The sequence below is a fragment of the Corynebacterium sp. ES2730-CONJ genome (assembly GCF_024834055.1).
Classification (GTDB): Bacteria; Actinomycetota; Actinomycetes; order Mycobacteriales; family Mycobacteriaceae; genus Corynebacterium.
Window position 1 is genome coordinate 242,956 of record NZ_JANUXZ010000001.1, and the last position, 20,171, is coordinate 263,126.

A 20,171-nucleotide genomic window follows, 5' to 3' on the forward strand; every position below is an offset into this window, starting at 1 on the left:
TCGAGCAAGCAATACCATAATGCAGCAGCGTTTATGCAAGCAAAAAAGCGCTCCTACTTGCAGCTACACAGCGACTTTCTCCATGTGAGTACCTATTTTAAGAGCTTATAAAGCTCTCGGAGAATTTAAGATTTATCACTATCAGGATATTGGGATGGTCTCGTACTCGTCCACTAAACTATGCGCCATGAGCAGAATTGGATTTGGAATCGATGTTGGCGGCTCTGGAATTAAAGGAGCTCGCGTTGACTTGGATACCGGCGAATTCGTCGGTGATCGCATTAAGATTTTGACGCCGAAGCCCGCCACCCCTCAAGCCGTTGCGGACACGTGCAACGAGATCTTAAGAATCGCAGGATGGGATGGGCCGGTCGGCATCACCCTCCCCTCGGTGATCAAAAATCAGTTCGTGCTTTCCGCAGCTAATATCGACCCCTCGTGGATTGGCGTAGATGTTCGCGAGTTATTTGCTCATCACCTCGGCGAGGCTCGCCTGATCAGCGTACTCAACGACGCTGATGCCGCCGGCTTGGCCGAAGTGACCTTCGGCGACGAAAAAGCATCAAAGGGTGCAGTTATTTTGCTAACCTTCGGTACCGGTATCGGATCCGCCTTCATTGTAGATGGCACCCTGTTTCCAAATACAGAGGTAGGGCATATGATCGTCGAGGGACGTGAAGCTGAGTCATTCGCTTCGTCTTCCGCTAAAGACAGGGACGAGATTGGCTACACCAAGTGGGCCGCTCGGGTATCCACAGTTCTCAAGGAATACGAGAGGATCTTTAATCCCACGCTGTTCATCGCCGGCGGTGGCATCTCCCGCAAGGGCGACAAGTGGATTCCGAAACTAAGCAATGAGACCCCTGTTATTGCAGCAAAATTGCGTAATCGCGCTGGTATCGTGGGTGCTGCACTGGCGGTCGAGCACCGCTTATTCCCCTAGATTACCGCTAGATTGCTTAGTGTCGCTGCGTTGGATATTTCCGAGGAGAATCCAACGCAGCTAATTCCAGAGTATTATTTAGGCTTTTGCCTGCGCGTGCTCTATAATTGCCGTTTGTCTGACGGAGACCCAAGGTTTGGCTCTCCCCGGATTCTATGATCTTAATAATAAAGTCACTACGCGCAGCGCATAGACCTGATACGTCCCCTGCGAACTACCCTTCACCCTTAACGGACTGACATTAAGATCACCGAGACACGTCAATATCTCTCGTTCCCACCCGGGAAACTAGCAGTACCATGGACTTTGTTATAGGAAAGACTCGTGGGTATCGCACGGGGATATCGGCATAACTGTTAATTTTTCTTTATGCTGGAATAAGCATCATAGTGATGGTCACTAATGTGCATAGAGTTTATTTTTGTCGTTAACGTAGTGACCACGCCGGAGAAGGGGCAATTGTGACTGAAACGAAAAAGACTGCAGCAAAGAAAGTAGCGCGTAAGACGACCCGCAAGGTAACCAGAAAAGCTACCAGTAAGAGCGCATCGACATCGCAAGAGCCAACTGTATCCAGCGCTCAAGTAGAGGAAAGTACTGACACCGAATCGACTACCAAGCGGGTCGTGAAGAAGGTAGCGAAGAAGGTCACGCGGACAAAATCTGCTCAGAGCGCGACTAGAGCCGAAGCCGAAGCCGACGCAGGTTCCGAAGAGTCGGCGTCTTTGCCTAAAAAGGTCTCTCGGAAGGTTGCTAGCTCCCGTAAGGTGCAGCCCAAAGCCGAAGACGCTCCGGAGTCGGAAAAACCGAAAACTCGAGCTAAAAAGACTGCAAAGAAATCTGCGAAGAAGACGGCCAAAAAGACTCGGACTAAAAAAGTTGCAGAACCTGTTGTCGAGGTAGAAGATACCGGCGTTCTCGACGAGTCCTCCGATGAAGACGTTGACGTTGATCTCATCGCCGATGATACTTTGATTGACGATGATGCTGAGGATTTCAGCGCTGAAATCGATGAACTCGACGTCCCAGATGACGACGACGAGGATGCTGAAGACGACGAGGACGATGGGTCGTCGGTATGGGACGAGGATGAGTCCGCAGCCTTGCGTCAAGCCCGTAAGGATGCCGAGCTTACGGCCTCAGCCGACTCGGTTCGCGCATACCTCAAACAGATCGGTAAAGTTGCGCTGCTCAATGCTGAGGAAGAAGTTTCACTCGCTAAGCGAATCGAGGCTGGACTCTATGCAACCTACCGCATGGACCAGATGACAGAAGCTTTTCATAATGGCGATAAGGAAGCGAAACTGACCCCCGCAGTCAAGCGCGACCTCAGGGCTATCGCTCGCGATGGCCGCAAGGCCAAGAACCACCTACTCGAAGCAAACCTACGTCTCGTCGTTTCCTTGGCGAAGCGCTATACCGGCCGGGGTATGGCTTTTCTTGATCTGATTCAAGAGGGCAACCTTGGACTCATTCGTGCTGTGGAAAAATTTGACTATACCAAGGGCTACAAATTCTCAACTTACGCCACGTGGTGGATTAGGCAGGCTATTACCCGCGCTATGGCCGACCAAGCACGAACGATCCGCATTCCAGTCCATATGGTGGAGGTCATAAATAAGCTCGGACGCATTCAGCGTGAACTGCTTCAGGATCTTGGCCGTGAACCCACTCCGCAAGAACTTGCCAAGGAAATGGATATCACCGAGGAAAAAGTCCTCGAAATTCAGCAGTATGCGCGCGAGCCCATTTCGCTGGACCAGACGATCGGTGACGAAGGCGATAGCCAGCTGGGTGATTTCATTGAAGATTCTGAGGCCGTTATCGCAGTCGATGCGGTGTCGTTCACGCTTTTGCAGGACCAACTGCAAGATGTCCTCCATACCCTCACCGAACGTGAAGCTGGAGTTGTGAGACTTCGCTTCGGGCTCACGGATGGCATGCCACGAACCTTGGACGAAATCGGCCAGGTCTATGGTGTTACACGCGAGCGTATCAGGCAGATCGAATCTAAAACCATGTCTAAGCTGCGCCACCCCTCGCGTTCCCAAGTACTGCGCGATTATCTTGACTAACGCTGGACGTTAATATCACAATTTTAGACCCCTCGGATAGTCCGAGGGGTCTAAAAATTTCGCTCATTCCCAAGCGAATACGGCAGGCCATATATCGTATTAGTGGCCGATTTCAGCCGCGGTGAGGTGACCTCGATGGGAAGATCGCGTATACACTCTATTACTCCAGTGCCACACTAGCTATATCTGCATAACAGACCCGCACTACTTGTAGTAACTCACCGTTGCACCTGCGTCAGCTGTGGTGAGGGAGCAGCAGAACCGGCACCTTGCTGGGCTGTCCACGCACTATCGATCTCGGCGTCGACGAGGGGTGTCGGACTCCACATGCGTTTTTTAATGGGTGAAGCATGAAAATCTAAACCAGCACATAACTGGGCCTCCGCGATCGCTGCGTAAAGGTTACCCACCCCCAAATAGGACGTTATTAGGGTAAAGAGCAGTTGGGCGCAGCGCTATTCTCCACACACAGTCTTACACGATGTCAGCCATATAATGCCGTATAAGAGTGACCCGCGCCCCCTAGGTACGTAACTGTACCGATGGTCCGAGAGAAACCTCATGCCCACGGTCTATAAAAAGCCACAACAAATATGGGGACCATACTCGTCCGGGCTCGGTCGCATGCATATCTACCGCCAGCGCCCCGGCAAAAGTCGAAAGTCCAGCACCAGGCTGAGCCGTGGTCCGGATTACACAGCAAATGAGTATTTTGCGCGTCTACACATGGCTGCACCTCGCACTCGTAGCTTGATCTCTCTACCCAGGTATCTGTGCCAATAAGCAAAAAAGTGGTTACCGTAGCTCTTGACCACGGTAACCACCTCACCTAGGTAGTAGTAGCTACTACTGGTTAACGAGCTGCTGCTCGATGCAGGTTTGAAGCTCCTCACCCTCATACTGGGCGCAATCCCCCACGATAGCGCCGAACTGCGCAAAGACGAGTCCGAAAACGATGGTTAGTAGAAGTGCCAGAATGCTCAAGACCAGACCTGTGATGGCCATACCTTTTCGACCGGCACCTGGGGCGAATTTCTTCACCTTAACCAAGGCTACAATGGAGAGCACGAGTCCCACCAGTGCTACAGCCCAAGAAATGATAACGCCAACAACGGTGAGGGTGAGCACCAAAGCTACAGCCGAAACAATCAGAGCTGCAAGTGCGAGGCCATTTTTTGCTACGACGACCGGTGTTGCTGCAGGCGCGGGATCGACGGGATTGTAGGCGGGCAGGCTCTGCTCTGGTTGTACGAACTCGTCATTGTTGTTATAGGGATTGGTCATAAAGATGTCCTTAGAGAGTAGTTATTTGTAAATATGGAGAAAATTTTTCTCCGCGTTCTACGGTATTGCTCCCCTGCGCTTTCGTTTCTGTAGCTTCGCGGGGTACATACCAGCGGGGACTATCCTACAGCACTTATTCTCTGCAACGTTTAAGCCCCACCACTCCATAGCCACAATCGGGGCTACCACCGTCGCAAATAGGCTATACGCTCGCGCAACTGATCAGCAGAGCACATTGCCGTGGGGGGGCCTCCGCATCTAGCTCTTACTTCTGTGTGGATGGCCCCGTGAGGACGTCCAGTACGGGCCGCTTCCATAGACACTAGGCTATTGAGCTCTTTGCGCAGTGTTGGGATTTCCTTACTAGCAACGTGATCGGTGGAAGAGTCGCTAACGTGGTTAGCCCTTTCTTTTTCTCGCTGGGCAATTTGCTCGGCCTGCCTCTGACGCAGTAATTCCCGCATCTGTTCAGCATCGAGAAGGCCTGGTAAGCCGAGGTAATCAGCCTCCTCAGCCGAACCTGCAATCGAACCCGTTCCATACGTAGAGCCATCGTATATCAAGGAATCAAGCTCCGCCTCGGCTCCTAAAGACTCATAACTACGTTCTAGATCGGGCTCGGTTTCTGTCCGGTTAGCTTGAGCCAGAAGATCATCATCAAAACCTTCTTTAGATCGGTGAGGTTTACCCAAAACGTGATCCCGAGAAACTTCCAACTGTGCCGCTAGTTCCAGCAACACGGGTACCGACGGTAAAAAGACGCTCGCGGTCTCCCCAGGGCGGCGCTTTCTTACAAAACGTCCAATTGCCTGAGCAAAGAAAAGCGGTGTTGCAGCGCTCGTGGCGTATACGCCCACGGCCAACCGCGGCACATCCACCCCTTCGCTCACCATGCGCACCGCCACCATCCATTCATCGCTGCTTGCGGAGAACTCCTCAATCCGATCTGATGCACCCACTTCATCGGAGAGGACCACAGTAACCGGTGTTGAACTCCAGTTTTCCAAGATCTTGGCGTAGGCGCGCGCTGTGGTCTTATCAGTAGCGATAACTAAACCACCAGCATCGGGGATCGATTTGCGTAATTGGAGAAGCCTCGTGTGGGCCGCACCGAGGACAGCAGGTATCCAGTCGCCTTTAGGGTCAAGCGCAGTGCGCCAAGCGCGTGCGGTTTGCTCCGGTGAAAGAGCCTCGCCAAGGCGCGCTGCGTATTCTTCACCAGCGGAGTTACGCCAACGTGCCTCCCCTGAGTAGGACAGGAATACCACCGGCCGGACCACGCCGTCGGCGAGAGCATCGGAATAGCCATAGGTGTGATCGGCTTGGGAGACGAGGTGCCCCTCGCCATCTTCGTCGTAGCGGACGAAGGGGATCGTGGAATCATCGGAGCGAAACGGGGTTCCCGTGAGCGCGAGGCGCCTCGTGGCATCGCGATACGCCTGCCGGATTCCATCGCCCCAGCTCTTTGCATCCCCGCCGTGGTGAATCTCATCAAGGATCACGAGACTCCTGTGCGCCGTGGTGATGGCATAGTGCTTGAATGGGTGCATGGCAACTTGGGCGTAGGTCACCACAATGCCATGGTAATGAGGGTTAACTGCGCCCGAATTTTTGAAATGAGGATCTAGAGAGATTCCTACCCTCGACGCCGCCTCCGCCCACTGCACCTTCAGGTGCTCGGTGGGAACCACCACGATGACTCGTTCTACGACGTGGCTGTTTAGCAACTCGGTGGCAACCCGCAGCGCGAACGTCGTTTTTCCAGCTCCTGGAGTGGCAACAGCGAGGAAATCTGAAGGTTGAACGGCAAGATATTTCTCTAGCGCTTGACGTTGCCAAACGCGCAGATCATTACTCACTATTTGCGCATACTCCTGTAAATGCTTTCGCAGTCGGGACACACGGGGGACCCAGGTTTTGCTTGCTTGGTTACGGGAAAGGTTTCACCGCAGAGAGCAACCACGATGCGACCGGATACTGCCGATTCCACTATCTGATTTTTCTTCACATAATGGAAAAACTTCGGAGTATCGTCGTCAAGAAGCTCATCGCTACGAATATCTGGACGTTCGATCGTTTGAGTTTGAGTAGTCACTCCTCCTATTGTGCCCCACGTTCGCCTCTGACGCGAAGCGAGACTAGGTTTATAGCTATGGAGCAGGATAAACGAGATACCTCGCACACAGGCGCGGCACCTGACTCCTCGCCTACCATTATCGACGCTACCTTCCGACCACTCTCCGCACAACGGATGAGTCAGAGAATATGGTGGCCTGGGAGAAGGAAAAAAGCTGCGCTCATTACGTCGGCTCGGCAGTCCCCGGCTGAGAATCGGAAGCAGCGCGAACGCCAATATGCGATCATCCAAGCGATCAGGCTGCCATTTCTAGCACTCGCGGCATTTAGCTACCTATATCTCGAGTTGGTGTGGTTCTCTGCCGTGCTATTTGTCATCTCGGTCCCGTTACCATGGATCGCGGTAGTCATCGCTAATGGAGTGGGACAACCGCGTGATCCGCGCGAAAGATCTGTGTACAAGCCGGCTCTGGCGCGCCAGCAATTATCCCACAATTCCCGGCCTGGTCCCGCCGCTATTGACTCCGGCGATACAAACTAATCTGAGAAAGTGACGAAACTTTATGAAATTTCCCGCCACTGATCATCTGCAGGAACAACACGATGACTTTGTGCGTTGTGCTGCCCAACTAAAGGCAGCCCTTATCAGTTACGAGTTCACGGCTGATGGGGTGCGCGAATTTTTAGGCGAGAATGCCTATAAGGCCCTCTACCGAGGCGAACCCCATGCGGTGCTTTTTTCTATGAGAAATAGCCGAACCCAACCACTGGCTCAATTAATAACTGTATTTCTCCTTCATCGGGCGTTAAGCGAGGAAGGTCTCACCAAAATTTTCGGCAGCGAACTGCTCCACGACCTGATTCGAGTCGGCATCTTGGGGCCTAAATCCGCAAACGATAGCCACGTGACTGCGCTCATCGATATCCATCCCCACAGAGTTGACGGCAATGACTATTTTGTTTTTTCGGACTGCGATGCCTCTCAGTTGAGTAACTACATCCCCGGAAAGGATCACGTTCTAGGGGTGGGTGCAGCCAGCCTCTCTTTGTTATCGGCAACCAGTCGCAGTGCTGTGTCCTCGGTACTCGATCTGGGAACCGGGTCCGGCATCCAGGTATTGGGCCAGTTGCACGCGGCAGAGTCGATCACGGCGACCGATATTCATCCACGTGCTCTGCTATTTGCCCACGCAACCCTCGTGGACACAGCAGGGCTGATATCCGATAACCGCGCCACCGTTGATATTCAGCGCGGGAGCTGGTTTGAGCCAGTCCGCGGGCGTCGCTTCGACCGCATTATCGCCAACCCACCCTTCGTGGTTGGTCCTGATGATGTCTCGCATATCTATCGAGATTCAGGTCTCGCTCTTGATGGAGCAACGCAGTTATTGATGGAAAATATACCCGACTATCTCAATATGGACGGCACAGCTACGCTTTTAGGATCGTGGATTCACGAGTCCGGGCACTCCTTCCAGCAGCGTTTAGCATCGTGGCTTCCAGATAAGGGTGTGATGTGTTGGATACTCGAACGCGACCGGGTTTCGCCTGAACATTATTGCGGCACGTGGCTACGCGATGAATCCATCGATCCCCGGAGCGAACAGGGTGCTCACAAGACTCTCCATTGGCTCGACTTTTTTGCTTCCCATCATGTCTTAGCCATCGGATTCGGTTTTGTCTTCATCAAGAGAATCTCTGATGATCTGCCGTCAGATATTCTTGTTGAAGAACTCACCCACCCCATTGAGGATCTTGCTCAAGAGGCTGAAGAGTATTTCGCCCGTATCTCGTGGCTGCACGCCCAGACCGAGAACGAGATTCTGCAGGCTCGCTATCAGGTGCGTCCCGGTATTGCCCAGGAGGAGATAAGTGTGGCAAATGCAGAAGAGGCTATGGGCTTTGTTCCCGCAGCCAGGCGAATAACCCGCATGGACGGACCGAGATGGTCTCACGATATCGACGCCGAGCTAGCCGCTATTTTGGCTGGGCTACACCCTGAAGGCCTTAACCTCAGCGAAGTTATCGAACTCTTTGCTATCAGTCGTGGTCTCGATCCGGATCTAACCCAACAAGCTGCGCTCCCCGCGGTAGTGGATCTGATTCGTCACGGATTTATCATTCCTGCCGATCTTCTATCTGGGTCCTAGTATGAGGGCAGTTTTAATGCGTGTCAGCGAGGCTCAAGTTAGGGTAGATGGCCACATAGTTGGCCAGATTTCGTGTCCGGAATATGGCGGCATACTGGCCCTTATTGGTGTCGCAGCAACTGACGATGAATCTGACGTTGACACGATGGTGCGCAAGATAGCAGAACTGAGAATTCTCAAGGGCGAGCGTAGCATCTCGGACTTAGCAGCCCCAGTTCTCCTTGTTTCCCAGTTCACCCTTTTAGGACGAACCGCAAAAGGGCGGCGACCTTCGTGGTCCGATGCCGCTCACGCTGAGCAAGCGCGTGCCCTCTTTAATGCTGTAGTTTCGAAGCTCGCCAACCGCGGTATTTCCTGCGAACAGGGGGTATTCGGGGCAGATATGCAGGTGGAGAGTGTTAATGAGGGGCCGTATACGGTTCTCGTGGATACTCGAGCCACACTGTGACAGCGAAGGAAATAATTTTTTTCCAGAAGTAGGCGCGCATTCGGCCTAGGGGAACAAAATCCATCGATGCCCCGTTGTTAAATATAGAAACGTCGCTACCACATCTACCTCAGATTAGTTTATCGCTGTGAGTAAAGTAGCGTGCTTGAGTATAAGACGGAGAAAGCGGGGCACAAGTCGATGACGGCTGCTAAATACACCGAGAACACTGATGATGCTGTGCAGGAAAATATTCTCGACGACCCCCGTCCAGAAGTGGATACCCGCTCGCGACGGGGACAAACCAATGATAACCCCTCCGCAGATCTTGTTCGTGTCTATCTCAATGGTATTGGCAAGACCGCCCTGCTTAACGCGGAAGATGAGGTCTACCTCGCTCAAACTATCGAGGTCGGTCTGTATGCCGAGCATCTCCTGCAATCGGCCGAACGTCCCCTCACCCGAGCCATGAAACGCGATTTGAAAGTATTAGTACGCGACGGGCGAAAGGCTCGATCACACCTCCTGGAAGCTAATCTGCGGTTAGTTGTTTCCTTAGCCAAAAGATACACCGGTCGCGGGATGCCTCTGCTTGATCTCATTCAAGAAGGAAACCTGGGGCTCATCCGTGCCATGGAGAAATTTGATTATTCGAAAGGCTTCAAATTCTCCACGTATGCAACGTGGTGGATTAGGCAGGCGATTACCCGGGGGATGGCGGATCAGTCGCGCACTATTCGCCTTCCAGTTCATCTGGTTGAGCAAGTTAATAAGCTCTCGCGAACCAAGCGTGAGCTCTATCAGCACCTCGGGCGCGAGGCTACCCACGAAGAGCTTGCCGAGGAAACGGGTATTGATGCCTCAAAGATTGAGATGCTTCTACGCCAATCGCGTGATCCCGTCTCGCTTGATATGCCGGTGGGCGCGGATGAGGAAGCTCCATTAGGTGATTTCATCGAGGACTCTGAGGCTGCAGATGCAGAAGCTTCGGTGGTTGCTACCCTGCGACATGCCGATATTAGAGAGGTAATCTCCACCCTAGAGCAGCGCGAACAAGATGTGATCCGAATGCGTTATGGGCTCGATGATGGCGTTCCTCGCACCCTCGATCAGATTGGGCGCCGTTATGGGCTTTCGCGGGAGCGGGTACGTCAGATCGAGCGCGAAGTCATGCGGAAATTGCGCGATGGCGATCGGGCCGAAAAATTACGAGCCTATGCCCACTAGATAAGACGATCGGGTTATCCCCTTGGGGGTAACCCTTTTCTCAAGGTTGTTCGACGCCTGATTAACGCCTGATTAACGCCCTGAATGTGCCAGCCTTAGTGCCTGTGCTAGGTGTGGTGGACACCACTTCTCCGCCTTGGGGCTTTTGTTGTTATTATTTATTCCACGAGACCTCTGCGTGGGTCATCCCACATTTTGTTTACTATTAAAATTCACCCGAGCATAAATTCCACCTATAATTATTGGGAAAAGCGCCCTGGTGGTGACTCACTGCGAATGGAAGGCTAAGCCATGAAAGACCTCGTTGACACTACTGAAATGTATTTGCGCACCATCTTCGAATTAGAAGAAGAAGGGATCACTCCCCTACGGGCACGTATTGCCGAGCGCCTCGAACAATCCGGACCTACAGTGAGTCAAACTATTGCCCGTATGGAACGCGACGGCCTCGTCGTTGTCGCTAGCGATCGCAGCCTCCAGATGACTGTGAAGGGGCGAGCACTCGCCATTTCTGTCATGCGTAAACACCGCCTGGCCGAGCGCCTGCTTGTCGATATCTTAGGCCTCGACATTAATAAGGTGCATGAAGAAGCGTGCCGCTGGGAACATGTTATGAGCGAAGAAGTTGAGCGGCGTGTTATTTCAGTGATTGGCAATTGCGAACGGTCACCCTTCGGCAACCCCATCCCAGGGCTTGAGCAGCTCGGTGTTCACCTTCAGGAGCCCGCAGGTCCGGGGGTCCGTGCCACTGATACTAGGAATATCAGCACTATTCAGCAGGTACGCATCGTTCAAATTAATGAAATCCTCCAAGTAGACCCACATTATTTCAAAATGTTGTATGACGCGGAGATGACTGTGGGAACCACGGTAGAACTCCAGCACCGCGAAGATGGGGGCATCTCTCTGATAAAGGGAGACAAGGTGATCCACCTCGATGAGGAGATGGCTCACGCCGTTCGGGTTGAAGCTCTCTAGACACTAGAAAGGCTAAGGGTTTGAAACTCCTAGTTACCGGAGGCGCAGGCTATGTAGGTAGCGTGTGCGCCCAGTACCTCATAGAACGCGGTCACGAGGTTGTCATTATCGATAATTTCTCCACCGGAAACCGCGAGGCCGTACCCAAGAAGGCGCAGCTTCACGAAGGCGATGTGGCTGACCTCATTGATCCCGTGCTCGCTTCTGGGCGTATCGACGGCATCCTCCACTTCGCAGCTCGCTCCCTTGTAGGTGAATCAGTAGAAAAACCTCACGACTACTGGCACGGTAATGTCATCACCACTCTTGGCATTCTCGACAGCATGCGACGCCATGGGGTTAATAACCTGGTTTTTAGTTCCACGGCTGCTACCTACGGTGAACCCGATGAGGTGCCCATCACCGAAGATATGCCTACTTCGCCGACGAACCCATACGGGGCCACGAAACTAGCGATCGATCATGCTATTTCTTCGTATGCTCATGCCTATGGCTTGGGAGCCACGTCACTGCGGTATTTCAACGTAGCCGGAGCTTATGGACCTATCGGAGAAAACCGAGAGATTGAAACCCATTTAATACCGCTCGTCCTCCAGGTTGCTATGGGGCATCGTGAAAAGATCATGATTTTCGGCGACGATTGGCCGACCCCAGATGGTACCTGTATTCGCGACTATATCCATATTCTTGACTTAGCCCAAGCACATGCCCTTGCACTAGAGAGTAATACTCCCTTCACCCACAGGATTTTCAATCTTGGTTCTGGTGATGGTTATTCGGTCAAAGAAGTCATAGATACCTGCCGAGAGGTTACTGGTCATTCGATCCCTGCAGAAATTAAGCCCAGACGTGCCGGGGATCCAGCTGTGCTTATTGCATCCTCGAGCAAAGCTCAGAAAGAGCTGGGCTGGAAACCAGAGCATAAGGACCTGCGCACCATTATAGAAGATGCGTGGGCGTTTACCTCCAACCTTGGAGATCAAGCGCACAGTAGCTAGGCGGCAGCGCGGCCATTTTTGAGGAGGTTAAGCCAGGTACGGTCACACCCTCTTTTTGCGGCCTCGATGAGCTCTTCTTTTTTACCTGCTGTATAACACTCATATATGAGTTGACTAAGTCGGTGATGAGGGTCCAACTCCCCCACGGCGCGCTCATCATTTGGGTTGGCGATGCAGTGGGCAAGGTTCACGCAACATAGGGCATTTGCCCGAATATCTCCGCCGTACCGCGCTGCCACCTCGTGGGCAAGTTTTATGGCCGCTCCGGGGCTTATAAAGAGCACTCGAAGAACGGCGTCTCGTAGGGTTATATGCCCCATAAACTGGGCGAGCACATCTATATCGCAATCAGTGATCGGCCGTAAAGGATCCGCTTCGATGCTGAGAAGAATGGTCGCTAGGTCGTGACAGCGATTCAACAGAGTGTCGGGATCAACCTGAGCGCGAGCCACCATCTTTCTACTTTTAGCTTCCGTGGATGCAGCGGAAGTTGGGATGCGACCAGTGATAAAACCCTTTTGCTTGAGATTGGATTTCTTATCGGTAAAAGCAAGATGGTACCGCTCACCGGCGCTCAAGGAAGGGATGAGCCAGCAGCCATCGAGAGGACGGAGTGGGTGGAGAGATTTGAGCAATGGGCCAGGATCTAGCTCGCCGTGGATGATGAGACCGAAACAATACCGTGGAGCCATCGCCGATATTTTCTCTGCTAGCTCTGGGACGGCTTCGGTATCTCTGAGGGCGAATACCGCCACAATGGAGTGCGAAGCATCAAGCGCCGCTACAACTATCCTTTTATCTGACGGAGCTCCAAGGTATGGCGAAAGGCTGGACAGGAATATTGCAGCGTCGAATGGTTTCATATATCCATCAGAGCGCCTCGTGTTGGTCCTCGCGCGGCGGAGCGTCGTGGGGTCCGGATAATTGTGGATAACGAGGTAGTTTTAAGAAAAACTCAGTGTTTGACTAAATCGGCTAGAATTGACCTTTAACTATCTACTAGGGAGGTGTGCCATGGAAAAGCGCATATATGAACTCGAATTTCCTGCTCCGGAGTTTTCTGCGGCGAGGAACGAGGGCCCCTCTCTCATTATTGCCCTCGATGGCTTCGCCGATGCCGGCTCCGCTGTGAGTGACAGCGCGGAGCATCTTCTGGCCGCATTAGAGCATCATCTCGTCGCTTCCTTTAACAGTGACGAGCTCTTAGATTATCGCTCCCGCCGTCCTACAGTAACGGTGGACAATAACTCGGTCGCCCATATTGACGATTTCATGCTGGCGCTTCATGTGCTCAAAGATACGAAGAATAAGTCCTTCCTTCTGTTGTCCGGTCCCGAACCAGATCTACGTTGGGAGGCCTTTAGTGAGGTCATTGCCGATTTGGTCGAGCAGTTCAATGTCTCCCGCACGCTGTGCCTCTACGCCGTTCCTATGACAGTTCCCCACACACGTCCCCTGGTTCTAAGCGCGCACGGCAATTCACAGGAATTACTCGCTGAGCACTACACCCTTGATACACGCTTAGAAGTACCGGGATCAGCATCGCTTTTTATCGAAAAGGCGCTGGCGGATTCCGGGCGGAAAGTGGGCGGCTATACAGCACATATTCCCCACTACGTGGCAGCCTCTGACTATCCCGAGGCAACATTTACCCTTCTTCAGGAGGCCGCCAATACATTGGACCTGGAGTTACCGTTGGGAAGCTTGAAGGAGGATATACCTAAGGTATTTGCCATGATCCAGGAGCAAGTGCAGTCTCATCCTGAAATGTTGAGTATCGTAGAACATCTTGAGCACCAATATGATGAGTCGATGGCGCGTTACCGAGAGAAAATCGAATCCGAACGGGGACGTGCTTCCCTTCTCGGCAACGAGATTCTTGATGCAGAGAAGCTTGGTGCTGAGTTTGAACGTTTTTTGCAGGACATTGAAGATGATAAATCTGAATAATTGAGTTCAAAGAGCTTTTCTGAGTTAAACAGCTAAGTCGTAAGCGAGGGTGGCTATGAAATTGACCGAGGTATTGCCCGATTTAGCGGAGGTGCCTGATTCTCTCATTGATGAGGTTATCTATGACTCCTTCCAGCAATGGGCTACGTCCCGCTCAATTAGCCTCTACCCTGCTCAGGATGAGGCAGTTTTCAGCTTAGTTGCTGGTGATAACGTTATCCTTGCAACCCCCACAGGAAGTGGGAAATCAATGGTGGCCATTGCAGCACACTTCATTGCTCTCGCTCGCGGCCAGCGTAGTTTCTACACCGCCCCCATTAAAGCTTTAGTTAATGAAAAATTCTTCGCTCTGTGTGAGATTTTTGGCGCGGAATCTGTCGGCATGATGACTGGCGACGCCACTGTCAACGGTAACGCTCCGATCATATGCGCGACCGCAGAAATTGTTGCCAATATTGCCTTGCGTGAGGGTAAAGATGCAGATATAGACCTAGTAGTAATGGATGAATTTCACTATTACTCCGAGCCGGATCGTGGTTGGGCGTGGCAAGTACCTCTTATCGAATTGGCACAAGCCCAATTCTTGCTTATGTCTGCAACTCTGGGCGAGACTCGCTTTTTAAGGGAGGATTTGAGCGCCCGAACTGGTCGGACAACTTCCCTCATCGGTCAAGATACAAAGCGTCCGGTTCCGCTTGATTTCTCGTTTGTCTACACCCCCATTCATGAGACAATTGAGAATATTCTGAGTACCTCCAAGGCTCCTGTCTATGTTGTACATTTTACCCAGCGCGATGCCATTGAGAGAGCGCAATCGCTAACCAGCCTGTCCATAGTCAATGCTGAAGAGAAAAAGAAGATTGCACAAGAGATAGGTGATTTTCGTTTCACCACCACCTTCGGCAAAACTCTATCTTCACTATTGCGGCGTGGAATTGGAGTGCACCATGCTGGCATGTTGCCGAAATATCGGCGTTTAGTGGAAAAATTATCGCAAACGGGTCTACTGAAGGTTATCTGCGGAACAGACACACTCGGCGTGGGCATTAATGTCCCAATCCGCACGGTACTCTTTACGGGATTAGCTAAATTTGACGGCTCTAAGATGCGCATTTTAGCATCCCGGGAGTTCCACCAGATAGCGGGTCGAGCGGGTCGAGCAGGCTTTGACTCTGTTGGCTACGTGGTCGTTGAGGCAACCGAACATGAAATTGAGAATTGGCGGATGCGAGAACGCGCAGGTGCAGATCCTGCGAAAATCAGGAAGCTACGCAAAAAGTCTGCACGTGATGGGGAAATTACCTGGACTAAGAAGACCTTTGAACGACTCATCGAAGCGGAATCTGAGGGTTTACGCAGTCAGTTCAGAGTAAGCACCTCCATGCTGATTAATATTTTGTCCCGCGAGGGTGACGGATTTGAGCATATGCGCCATTTAGTGCGCAGTAATCACGACCGGCGCGGCAAGCAAAACAAAGATATTCTCAAAGCTCTCGAGCTATTCCGCAGTCTCTTGGATGCTGGGATCGCCAAGCGACTTGAAACCCTAGATGCCACGGGGAGACGCTATATTCTTACCCAAGAGCTCCAGCGAGATTTCGCCCTCAATCAACCATTGAGTCCTTTTGCAATGGCGGCTCTGGAACTCCTCGACCCGGATAGCCCCACCTTTGCTCTTGATGTGGTGAGTACGTATGAGGCGATTCTGGAAGACCCCAGAGTCCTCTTGATTGCACAGCAAAAGCAGCGTCGAGGAGAAGAAATCGCGGAATTGAAGGCAGAGGGGGTTGACTACACCGAGCGCATGGCCATAGTTGAGGATATTACGTGGCCCAAACCGCTAGCGGAAGAGTTAGAAAAAGCCTACGAGCTCTATGCTCAGGAGGTCCCCTGGGCACGAGAATTCGAGCTACGACCCAAATCGGTCGTGCGAGAAATGATAGAGAAAGGCATGACGTTCTCGGATCTGGTGGCCACCTATTCTTTAGCCCGCGCAGAAGGGGTCATCTTGCGCTATCTCACGGACGCCTGGCGCACACTACGACATTCAGTGCCGACTGAATTTCTCAATGAGGAGCTAGACGATATTATTGTTTGGCTCGGCGAAGTAGTGCGCCAAGTCGATTCTTCTCTTGTCGACGAATGGGCGCAAATGGCAGATCCTGACGCGCCTATCTCCGAAGTGACTCTCCAGCAGGAATTAGCCTTTGGAGTGGAAGATCCAACGGCAGTCAGCGCTAATCGTCGTGCCTTCGGCATTATGGTGCGCAATGCAATGTTTCGGTTGCTGTCGCTTTTCGCCTGGGAGAAAGAGGCAGAGCTCGAGACCATGACCGATTATTTAAGCCCTCAACCAGACTTTGGGGCTTGGATGGATAATTATTTTGACGAGTACGCGGATATAGACACAAGTTCCGCGGCGCGCAGCGGTGACTACTTCCACCTTAAGGAGGAAGGCAGGGTTATGAAGGCCACCCAAATCCTCAAGGATCCCGAGGATGATCGGGCTTTCCGTTTCATAGCTCATGTCGATCTCGATGCCTCAGATGAGGCGGGCGAAGTACGCTTTGCTTCGATCGATTTTGTCGGATAAAGGAAAAATCTCCTCGGTTGGAAGACCAAGGAGATTTCAGGCGTTTGCTGTACTAGCTGAGAATTTCGTCGATATCGAAAGCTTGAGCTAGCCCGTGAACGGTTGCTGCGATCTTGATGGCCTCGAAGATTTGCTCCTTGCTGAGCCCTTCTTTACGCAGAATGTCCTCATGCGCAATCGTGCAGTGTTCGCAGCCGTTGATGGTCGAAACTGCGGTGGCCCATAGTTCAAAATCTGACTTGTCCACTCCGGGATTAGCCATGACATTCATACGAAGGCCTAAGCGGACCTGGGCATAATCGTCGCCGAGCCACCCTTTGGCGCGATAAGCGACATTATTCATGCCCATAATAGAAGCTGCAGCAAACGCTGCTTCATACGCTTCGGGGCTCAGATTTTCCTTAGCTTCAGCAGCTATTTCCTGTAGTACCACAGCATTACGGGATGCTGCTGCTGCAGCTAAGAAGGTACCCCACTTTTGCTGCTCAGTGAGAACTGAAGCACGCGCGAGCGAACTCACGTTGAGTTTAAGATCCTTAGCGAATTGCGGCACCGAAGTCTTGAGGTTGTCAATGCTCATATTATTTCAGGCCTTCTTGAAGAACGGAGAAGCGATCGATGCTCTTGGTCGGATCGTTCTTTTGCCAGTTGCAGGCGCAAACTTCTTCCGACTGCAGAGCGTCAAGAACCCTCAGGACCTCGTCAACATTGCGACCCACGGCATCTGGAGTCACTGTGACAAATTGAATATATCCATCAGGATCTACAATAAAGGTTGCCCGATCAGCTACGCCGTCGGCGTTTTCAACACCGAGAGCGCGAACCAACTCGTGCTTGATATCGGAGAACATCGGGAAAGGAATGCTTTTGAGATCTTCGTGCTGTGCTCGCCAGTTGAAGTGGGAGAACTCGTTGTCAACGGAACCACCGAGTACCTGGGTATCGCGATCTTCGAAATCCTCGTTGAGCTTTCCAAAAGCAGCAATTTCGGTTGGGCACACGAAGGTGAAGTCTTTGGGGTAGAAGAAAATTACCTTCCACTTACCTTGATATGCGTCGAGGGAAACAGTCTCGAAGTAGTCTTCAGGTGAGGCGGCGTTGACATCGTGCAAGTCGCCACCTTTGAGTGCGGTGAGACTGAATTCGGGGAATTTTTCGCCAATAGACAAAACTGCCATGGGTATGCTCCTTCAAGCGGATGGTTTCTGAAACTGTCGGCCGATGAACCGGCTCTCCATTGATATCTTACATCCGATAGACACATTGCGCTAACGACTGAACCTATAATTAAAGAATGGAGAAAAAGGTTTTGACTATCAATCTTGCTAACTGGGTTCCCTCACCCAGGGTTACCCACTCAACTCAAAATATCGACTTTCATTGTTAATTTTCTGCTATAGATCAACTGAAAATAATACTTCCTTTGCTATTGTCTATAGCTATGATGAACAAAGAGTATCGGCCTACCCTCGCCCAGCTTCGCACCTTCGTCACTATTGCGGAGAATAAACATTTCGGTACAGCGGCCAGTAAATTAAATATCTCCCAACCCTCGCTCTCACAAGCCCTCGTTGCTCTCGAACAAGGCTTAGGAGTACAACTGATTGAGCGTTCCACCAGGCGAGTTATTATTACTCCAGCCGGCGAGAAGCTCTTCCCACTCGCCAAGGCTACCTTAGACGCTGCAGACACCTTTATCGCCCACGCTCACGGCGCCTCAGGCACGCTTACCGGCCCCCTCTCTTTAGGTATTATCCCCACCATCGCACCCTATATTTTGCCGCAGATATTTACGAAAGTACGAGAAGAGTATCCCAATTTAGAACTCCAAATCGTTGAAGATCAAACACACCATCTCATTAACCAGTTGCGAGATGGCACCATAGACTGCGCATTACTAGCTTTACCTACGAATACAGCGGGTCTGCATGAGATTTCTCTCTACACAGAGTCCTTTCTCATGGTGGTTCCTGCTGATCATTCCCTAGCCGGGCGCGACGACTTAGTATTGGAGAACCTCAAAGATGTATCGCTCCTCCTCCTTGATGATGGCCATTGTCTCCGGGATCAAGTAGTAGACTTGTGCCGCCAGGCTGACCATAACTTTTTACCCACAACATACAAAGAAACTCGCGTGGCGTCCCTAACCACCGTTTTACAGCTCATTACCGCAGGTATGGGAGCTACCCTCATTCCCGAATCCGCTGAAGCAATCGAGTGCTCTCGAACGCATGTGGCCACAGCATCTTTTGCCGAGGGAGTCACGGCTTCGCGAGAGGTAGGCTTAGCGTTTAGAAATTCCTCAATACGTACCACTGACTTCGAACTCCTAGGACAGCTTATTACCCGCGCCTTTGATGATATTCGGCACCAGCGTCCTGGGATCAGGTAAAAAAATTGCCCGCATAGGCGGGCAATTTTTTTCTACATCTCCGGGTACTCTCCGTGAGCAAGCTGCCGATACATATGCACGGAAAAATGGTATATGGCGGGCAACAGAATGACTGCGCCCAAACCGCAGGTCACGATAGTTCCCAGACCGGCTACTAAACCAATGAGAAGGGTGGCTCCTAAAACTGGGAAAAAGTTCTTCAGAACAATTGAGATTGACGTGCCGATGGAACCAATTACCGAATCGCGGCGATCAGCAACCAAATACTCACAGAAGCTTAAGAACAGCGAGGCAATAAAGAGCCACAAGTTAGAAACCAACACGGTCGTAATAAGAGCCCCAATGGCCACTGTGGGGAGGCCAGTTTCTGGATCAACAAACATCGTGGAGGAGTTAGCACCGAGAGCTACTTGAATGAGAAGCGTTGGTACCTGAATAATCAGGCTTACAAGAAGCGCCACAAGGAAAACAGGAACATAGTTAGTGCGCTCTTTCATTCCTGCCCAGCTCAATGGGCGACCATCAATCTGGTCAAGGAGGAGAGCCAGCAAGAATGGGGAAAGTGCAGCAATGATTAGGGAGATCCCAAATGTGAGGAGGGTCGAACTCAGCGAATCCTCTGCTTGTACCTCATAGATAGCTCCATCAACCGCGTTGGGGTCAGCGATCATCCCACCTGAGCTGTAAAACCCTAAGACACCGTACGCTATACCGACAATCAGGCTCAGCAGGAGAAAGAGCGCCGCCCCGCCGATCCAGAGTAAAGGCTTAGCAAACGTAGCCTTGAAGGCGTAGCTAAAGGCCATCATGATATCGAGGCCCTTGTCCCGAGTCACCATGCGTGTTTCAGTGTAGGGGTTGATCTTATCTGGCCGATCCTGGACAGGATCGGAAAAGCCGGCTGAGGTGCCATCACCGTAGTAGCCATATGGATTTTCGCTATACGGTTGAGCATTCTCCGGGTGCTGGAAACCCTCAGAACCTGGATCTTCACCTAATGGTGGCTCGTGCTTGTCTGTCATGATTTATGCCTTCCTGTTACGTGAAATACGAATACGGATATAAGGGTATCCAAAAA

At 51.8% G+C, this 20,171-nt stretch carries 18 protein-coding genes and 1 pseudogene; 11 read left to right on the forward strand and 8 right to left on the reverse strand.

The features are described 5' to 3' along the window. The first annotated feature begins 187 nt into the window (after positions 1-187). Together ppgK and NXS13_RS01145 are read left to right on the forward strand one after the other, a co-directional pair. Entirely contained in the window at positions 188-943 is a 756-nt protein-coding gene (gene ppgK / locus NXS13_RS01140; RefSeq protein WP_259076520.1) for a polyphosphate--glucose phosphotransferase, read from the forward strand. Between the two features lie 464 nt (positions 944-1,407). Then, positions 1,408-3,018: pseudogene (locus NXS13_RS01145) on the forward strand (RNA polymerase sigma factor); the annotation flags it as partial. 218 nt (positions 3,019-3,236) lie between these two features. On the opposite strand, the gene NXS13_RS01150 reads toward NXS13_RS01145, so the two are convergent. The 4 genes from NXS13_RS01150 to NXS13_RS01165 all read right to left on the reverse strand — a co-directional run bounded on the left by NXS13_RS01150 (position 3,237) and on the right by NXS13_RS01165 (position 6,397). Beyond that, positions 3,237-3,428, reverse strand: a complete 192-nt coding sequence (locus NXS13_RS01150; protein ID WP_259076510.1) for a hypothetical protein — start codon at positions 3,426-3,428, stop codon at positions 3,237-3,239. A 436-nt stretch (positions 3,429-3,864) separates the two neighbouring features. Beyond that, entirely contained in the window at positions 3,865-4,302 is a 438-nt protein-coding gene (locus tag NXS13_RS01155; RefSeq protein WP_259076508.1) for a DUF4870 domain-containing protein, read from the reverse strand. Positions 4,303-4,484: 182 nt separating this feature from the next. After that, the gene (locus NXS13_RS01160) at positions 4,485-6,161 is read right to left on the reverse strand and encodes a DEAD/DEAH box helicase (protein WP_259289237.1); all 1,677 of its coding nucleotides are present in this window, start codon (positions 6,159-6,161) and stop codon (positions 4,485-4,487) included. After that, positions 6,161-6,397, reverse strand: a complete 237-nt coding sequence (locus tag NXS13_RS01165; RefSeq protein WP_259076505.1) for a DUF3039 domain-containing protein — start codon at positions 6,395-6,397, stop codon at positions 6,161-6,163. Before NXS13_RS01165 ends, NXS13_RS01160 begins: the two co-directional genes overlap by 1 nt. A 57-nt stretch (positions 6,398-6,454) precedes the next feature. Here NXS13_RS01165 and NXS13_RS01170 point away from each other — a divergent pair, with 57 nt between their 5' ends. From NXS13_RS01170 to galE, 6 genes are all read left to right on the forward strand, one after another. Then, positions 6,455-6,919 (forward strand): DUF3099 domain-containing protein, encoded by a 465-nt coding sequence (locus tag NXS13_RS01170; RefSeq protein WP_259289238.1) that lies wholly within the window; start codon positions 6,455-6,457, stop codon positions 6,917-6,919. 22 nt (positions 6,920-6,941) lie between these two features. Continuing rightward, positions 6,942-8,528 carry a class I SAM-dependent methyltransferase gene (locus tag NXS13_RS01175; protein WP_259289239.1) on the forward strand — a complete coding sequence of 529 codons (1,587 nt, stop codon included), beginning with the start codon at positions 6,942-6,944 and terminating at the stop codon, positions 8,526-8,528. A 1-nt stretch (position 8,529) separates the two neighbouring features. Next, complete coding sequence (dtd, locus tag NXS13_RS01180) at positions 8,530-8,976, forward strand: D-aminoacyl-tRNA deacylase (protein ID WP_259076500.1); 447 nt, start codon at positions 8,530-8,532, stop codon at positions 8,974-8,976. A 180-nt stretch (positions 8,977-9,156) separates the two neighbouring features. Further along, positions 9,157-10,182, forward strand: coding sequence for a sigma-70 family RNA polymerase sigma factor (locus NXS13_RS01185; protein WP_259077095.1), 1,026 nt, complete (start codon positions 9,157-9,159; stop codon positions 10,180-10,182). Between the two features lie 291 nt (positions 10,183-10,473). Next, complete coding sequence (locus tag NXS13_RS01190) at positions 10,474-11,160, forward strand: metal-dependent transcriptional regulator (RefSeq protein WP_259076495.1); 687 nt, start codon at positions 10,474-10,476, stop codon at positions 11,158-11,160. 20 nt (positions 11,161-11,180) lie between these two features. Continuing rightward, complete coding sequence (galE, locus tag NXS13_RS01195) at positions 11,181-12,158, forward strand: UDP-glucose 4-epimerase GalE (RefSeq protein ID WP_259076493.1); 978 nt, start codon at positions 11,181-11,183, stop codon at positions 12,156-12,158. Here galE and NXS13_RS01200 read toward each other — a convergent pair. Then, positions 12,155-13,021 carry a DUF4192 domain-containing protein gene (locus NXS13_RS01200; protein ID WP_259289240.1) on the reverse strand — a complete coding sequence of 289 codons (867 nt, stop codon included), beginning with the start codon at positions 13,019-13,021 and terminating at the stop codon, positions 12,155-12,157. The two genes, galE and NXS13_RS01200, sit on opposite strands and share 4 nt — an antisense overlap. Positions 13,022-13,172: 151 nt before the next feature. On the opposite strand from NXS13_RS01200, the gene NXS13_RS01205 reads away from it, so the two are divergent. Together NXS13_RS01205 and NXS13_RS01210 are read left to right on the forward strand one after the other, a co-directional pair. Then, on the forward strand, positions 13,173-14,108 hold the full coding sequence (locus NXS13_RS01205; RefSeq protein ID WP_259076488.1) for a PAC2 family protein: 936 nt from the start codon (positions 13,173-13,175) through the stop codon (positions 14,106-14,108). Positions 14,109-14,163: 55 nt separating this feature from the next. Beyond that, on the forward strand, positions 14,164-16,701 hold the full coding sequence (locus tag NXS13_RS01210) for an RNA helicase (RefSeq protein ID WP_259289241.1): 2,538 nt from the start codon (positions 14,164-14,166) through the stop codon (positions 16,699-16,701). Between the two features lie 52 nt (positions 16,702-16,753). Here NXS13_RS01210 and NXS13_RS01215 read toward each other — a convergent pair whose 3' ends face one another. Together NXS13_RS01215 and NXS13_RS01220 are read right to left on the reverse strand one after the other, a co-directional pair. Then, positions 16,754-17,281 (reverse strand): carboxymuconolactone decarboxylase family protein, encoded by a 528-nt coding sequence (locus NXS13_RS01215; protein WP_259076478.1) that lies wholly within the window; start codon positions 17,279-17,281, stop codon positions 16,754-16,756. 1 nt (position 17,282) lies between these two features. Continuing rightward, on the reverse strand, positions 17,283-17,879 hold the full coding sequence (locus tag NXS13_RS01220; protein ID WP_259076477.1) for a peroxiredoxin: 597 nt from the start codon (positions 17,877-17,879) through the stop codon (positions 17,283-17,285). Positions 17,880-18,142: 263 nt separating this feature from the next. On the opposite strand from NXS13_RS01220, the gene NXS13_RS01225 reads away from it, so the two are divergent. Next, complete coding sequence (locus NXS13_RS01225) at positions 18,143-19,093, forward strand: hydrogen peroxide-inducible genes activator (protein ID WP_259076476.1); 951 nt, start codon at positions 18,143-18,145, stop codon at positions 19,091-19,093. Between the two features lie 32 nt (positions 19,094-19,125). Here the strand turns inward: NXS13_RS01225 and NXS13_RS01230 are convergent, their stop codons facing one another. After that, positions 19,126-20,115: a hypothetical protein gene (locus NXS13_RS01230; RefSeq protein WP_259076474.1), complete on the reverse strand. Its 990-nt coding sequence runs from the start codon at positions 20,113-20,115 to the stop codon at positions 19,126-19,128. Positions 20,116-20,171 lie beyond the last annotated feature (56 nt).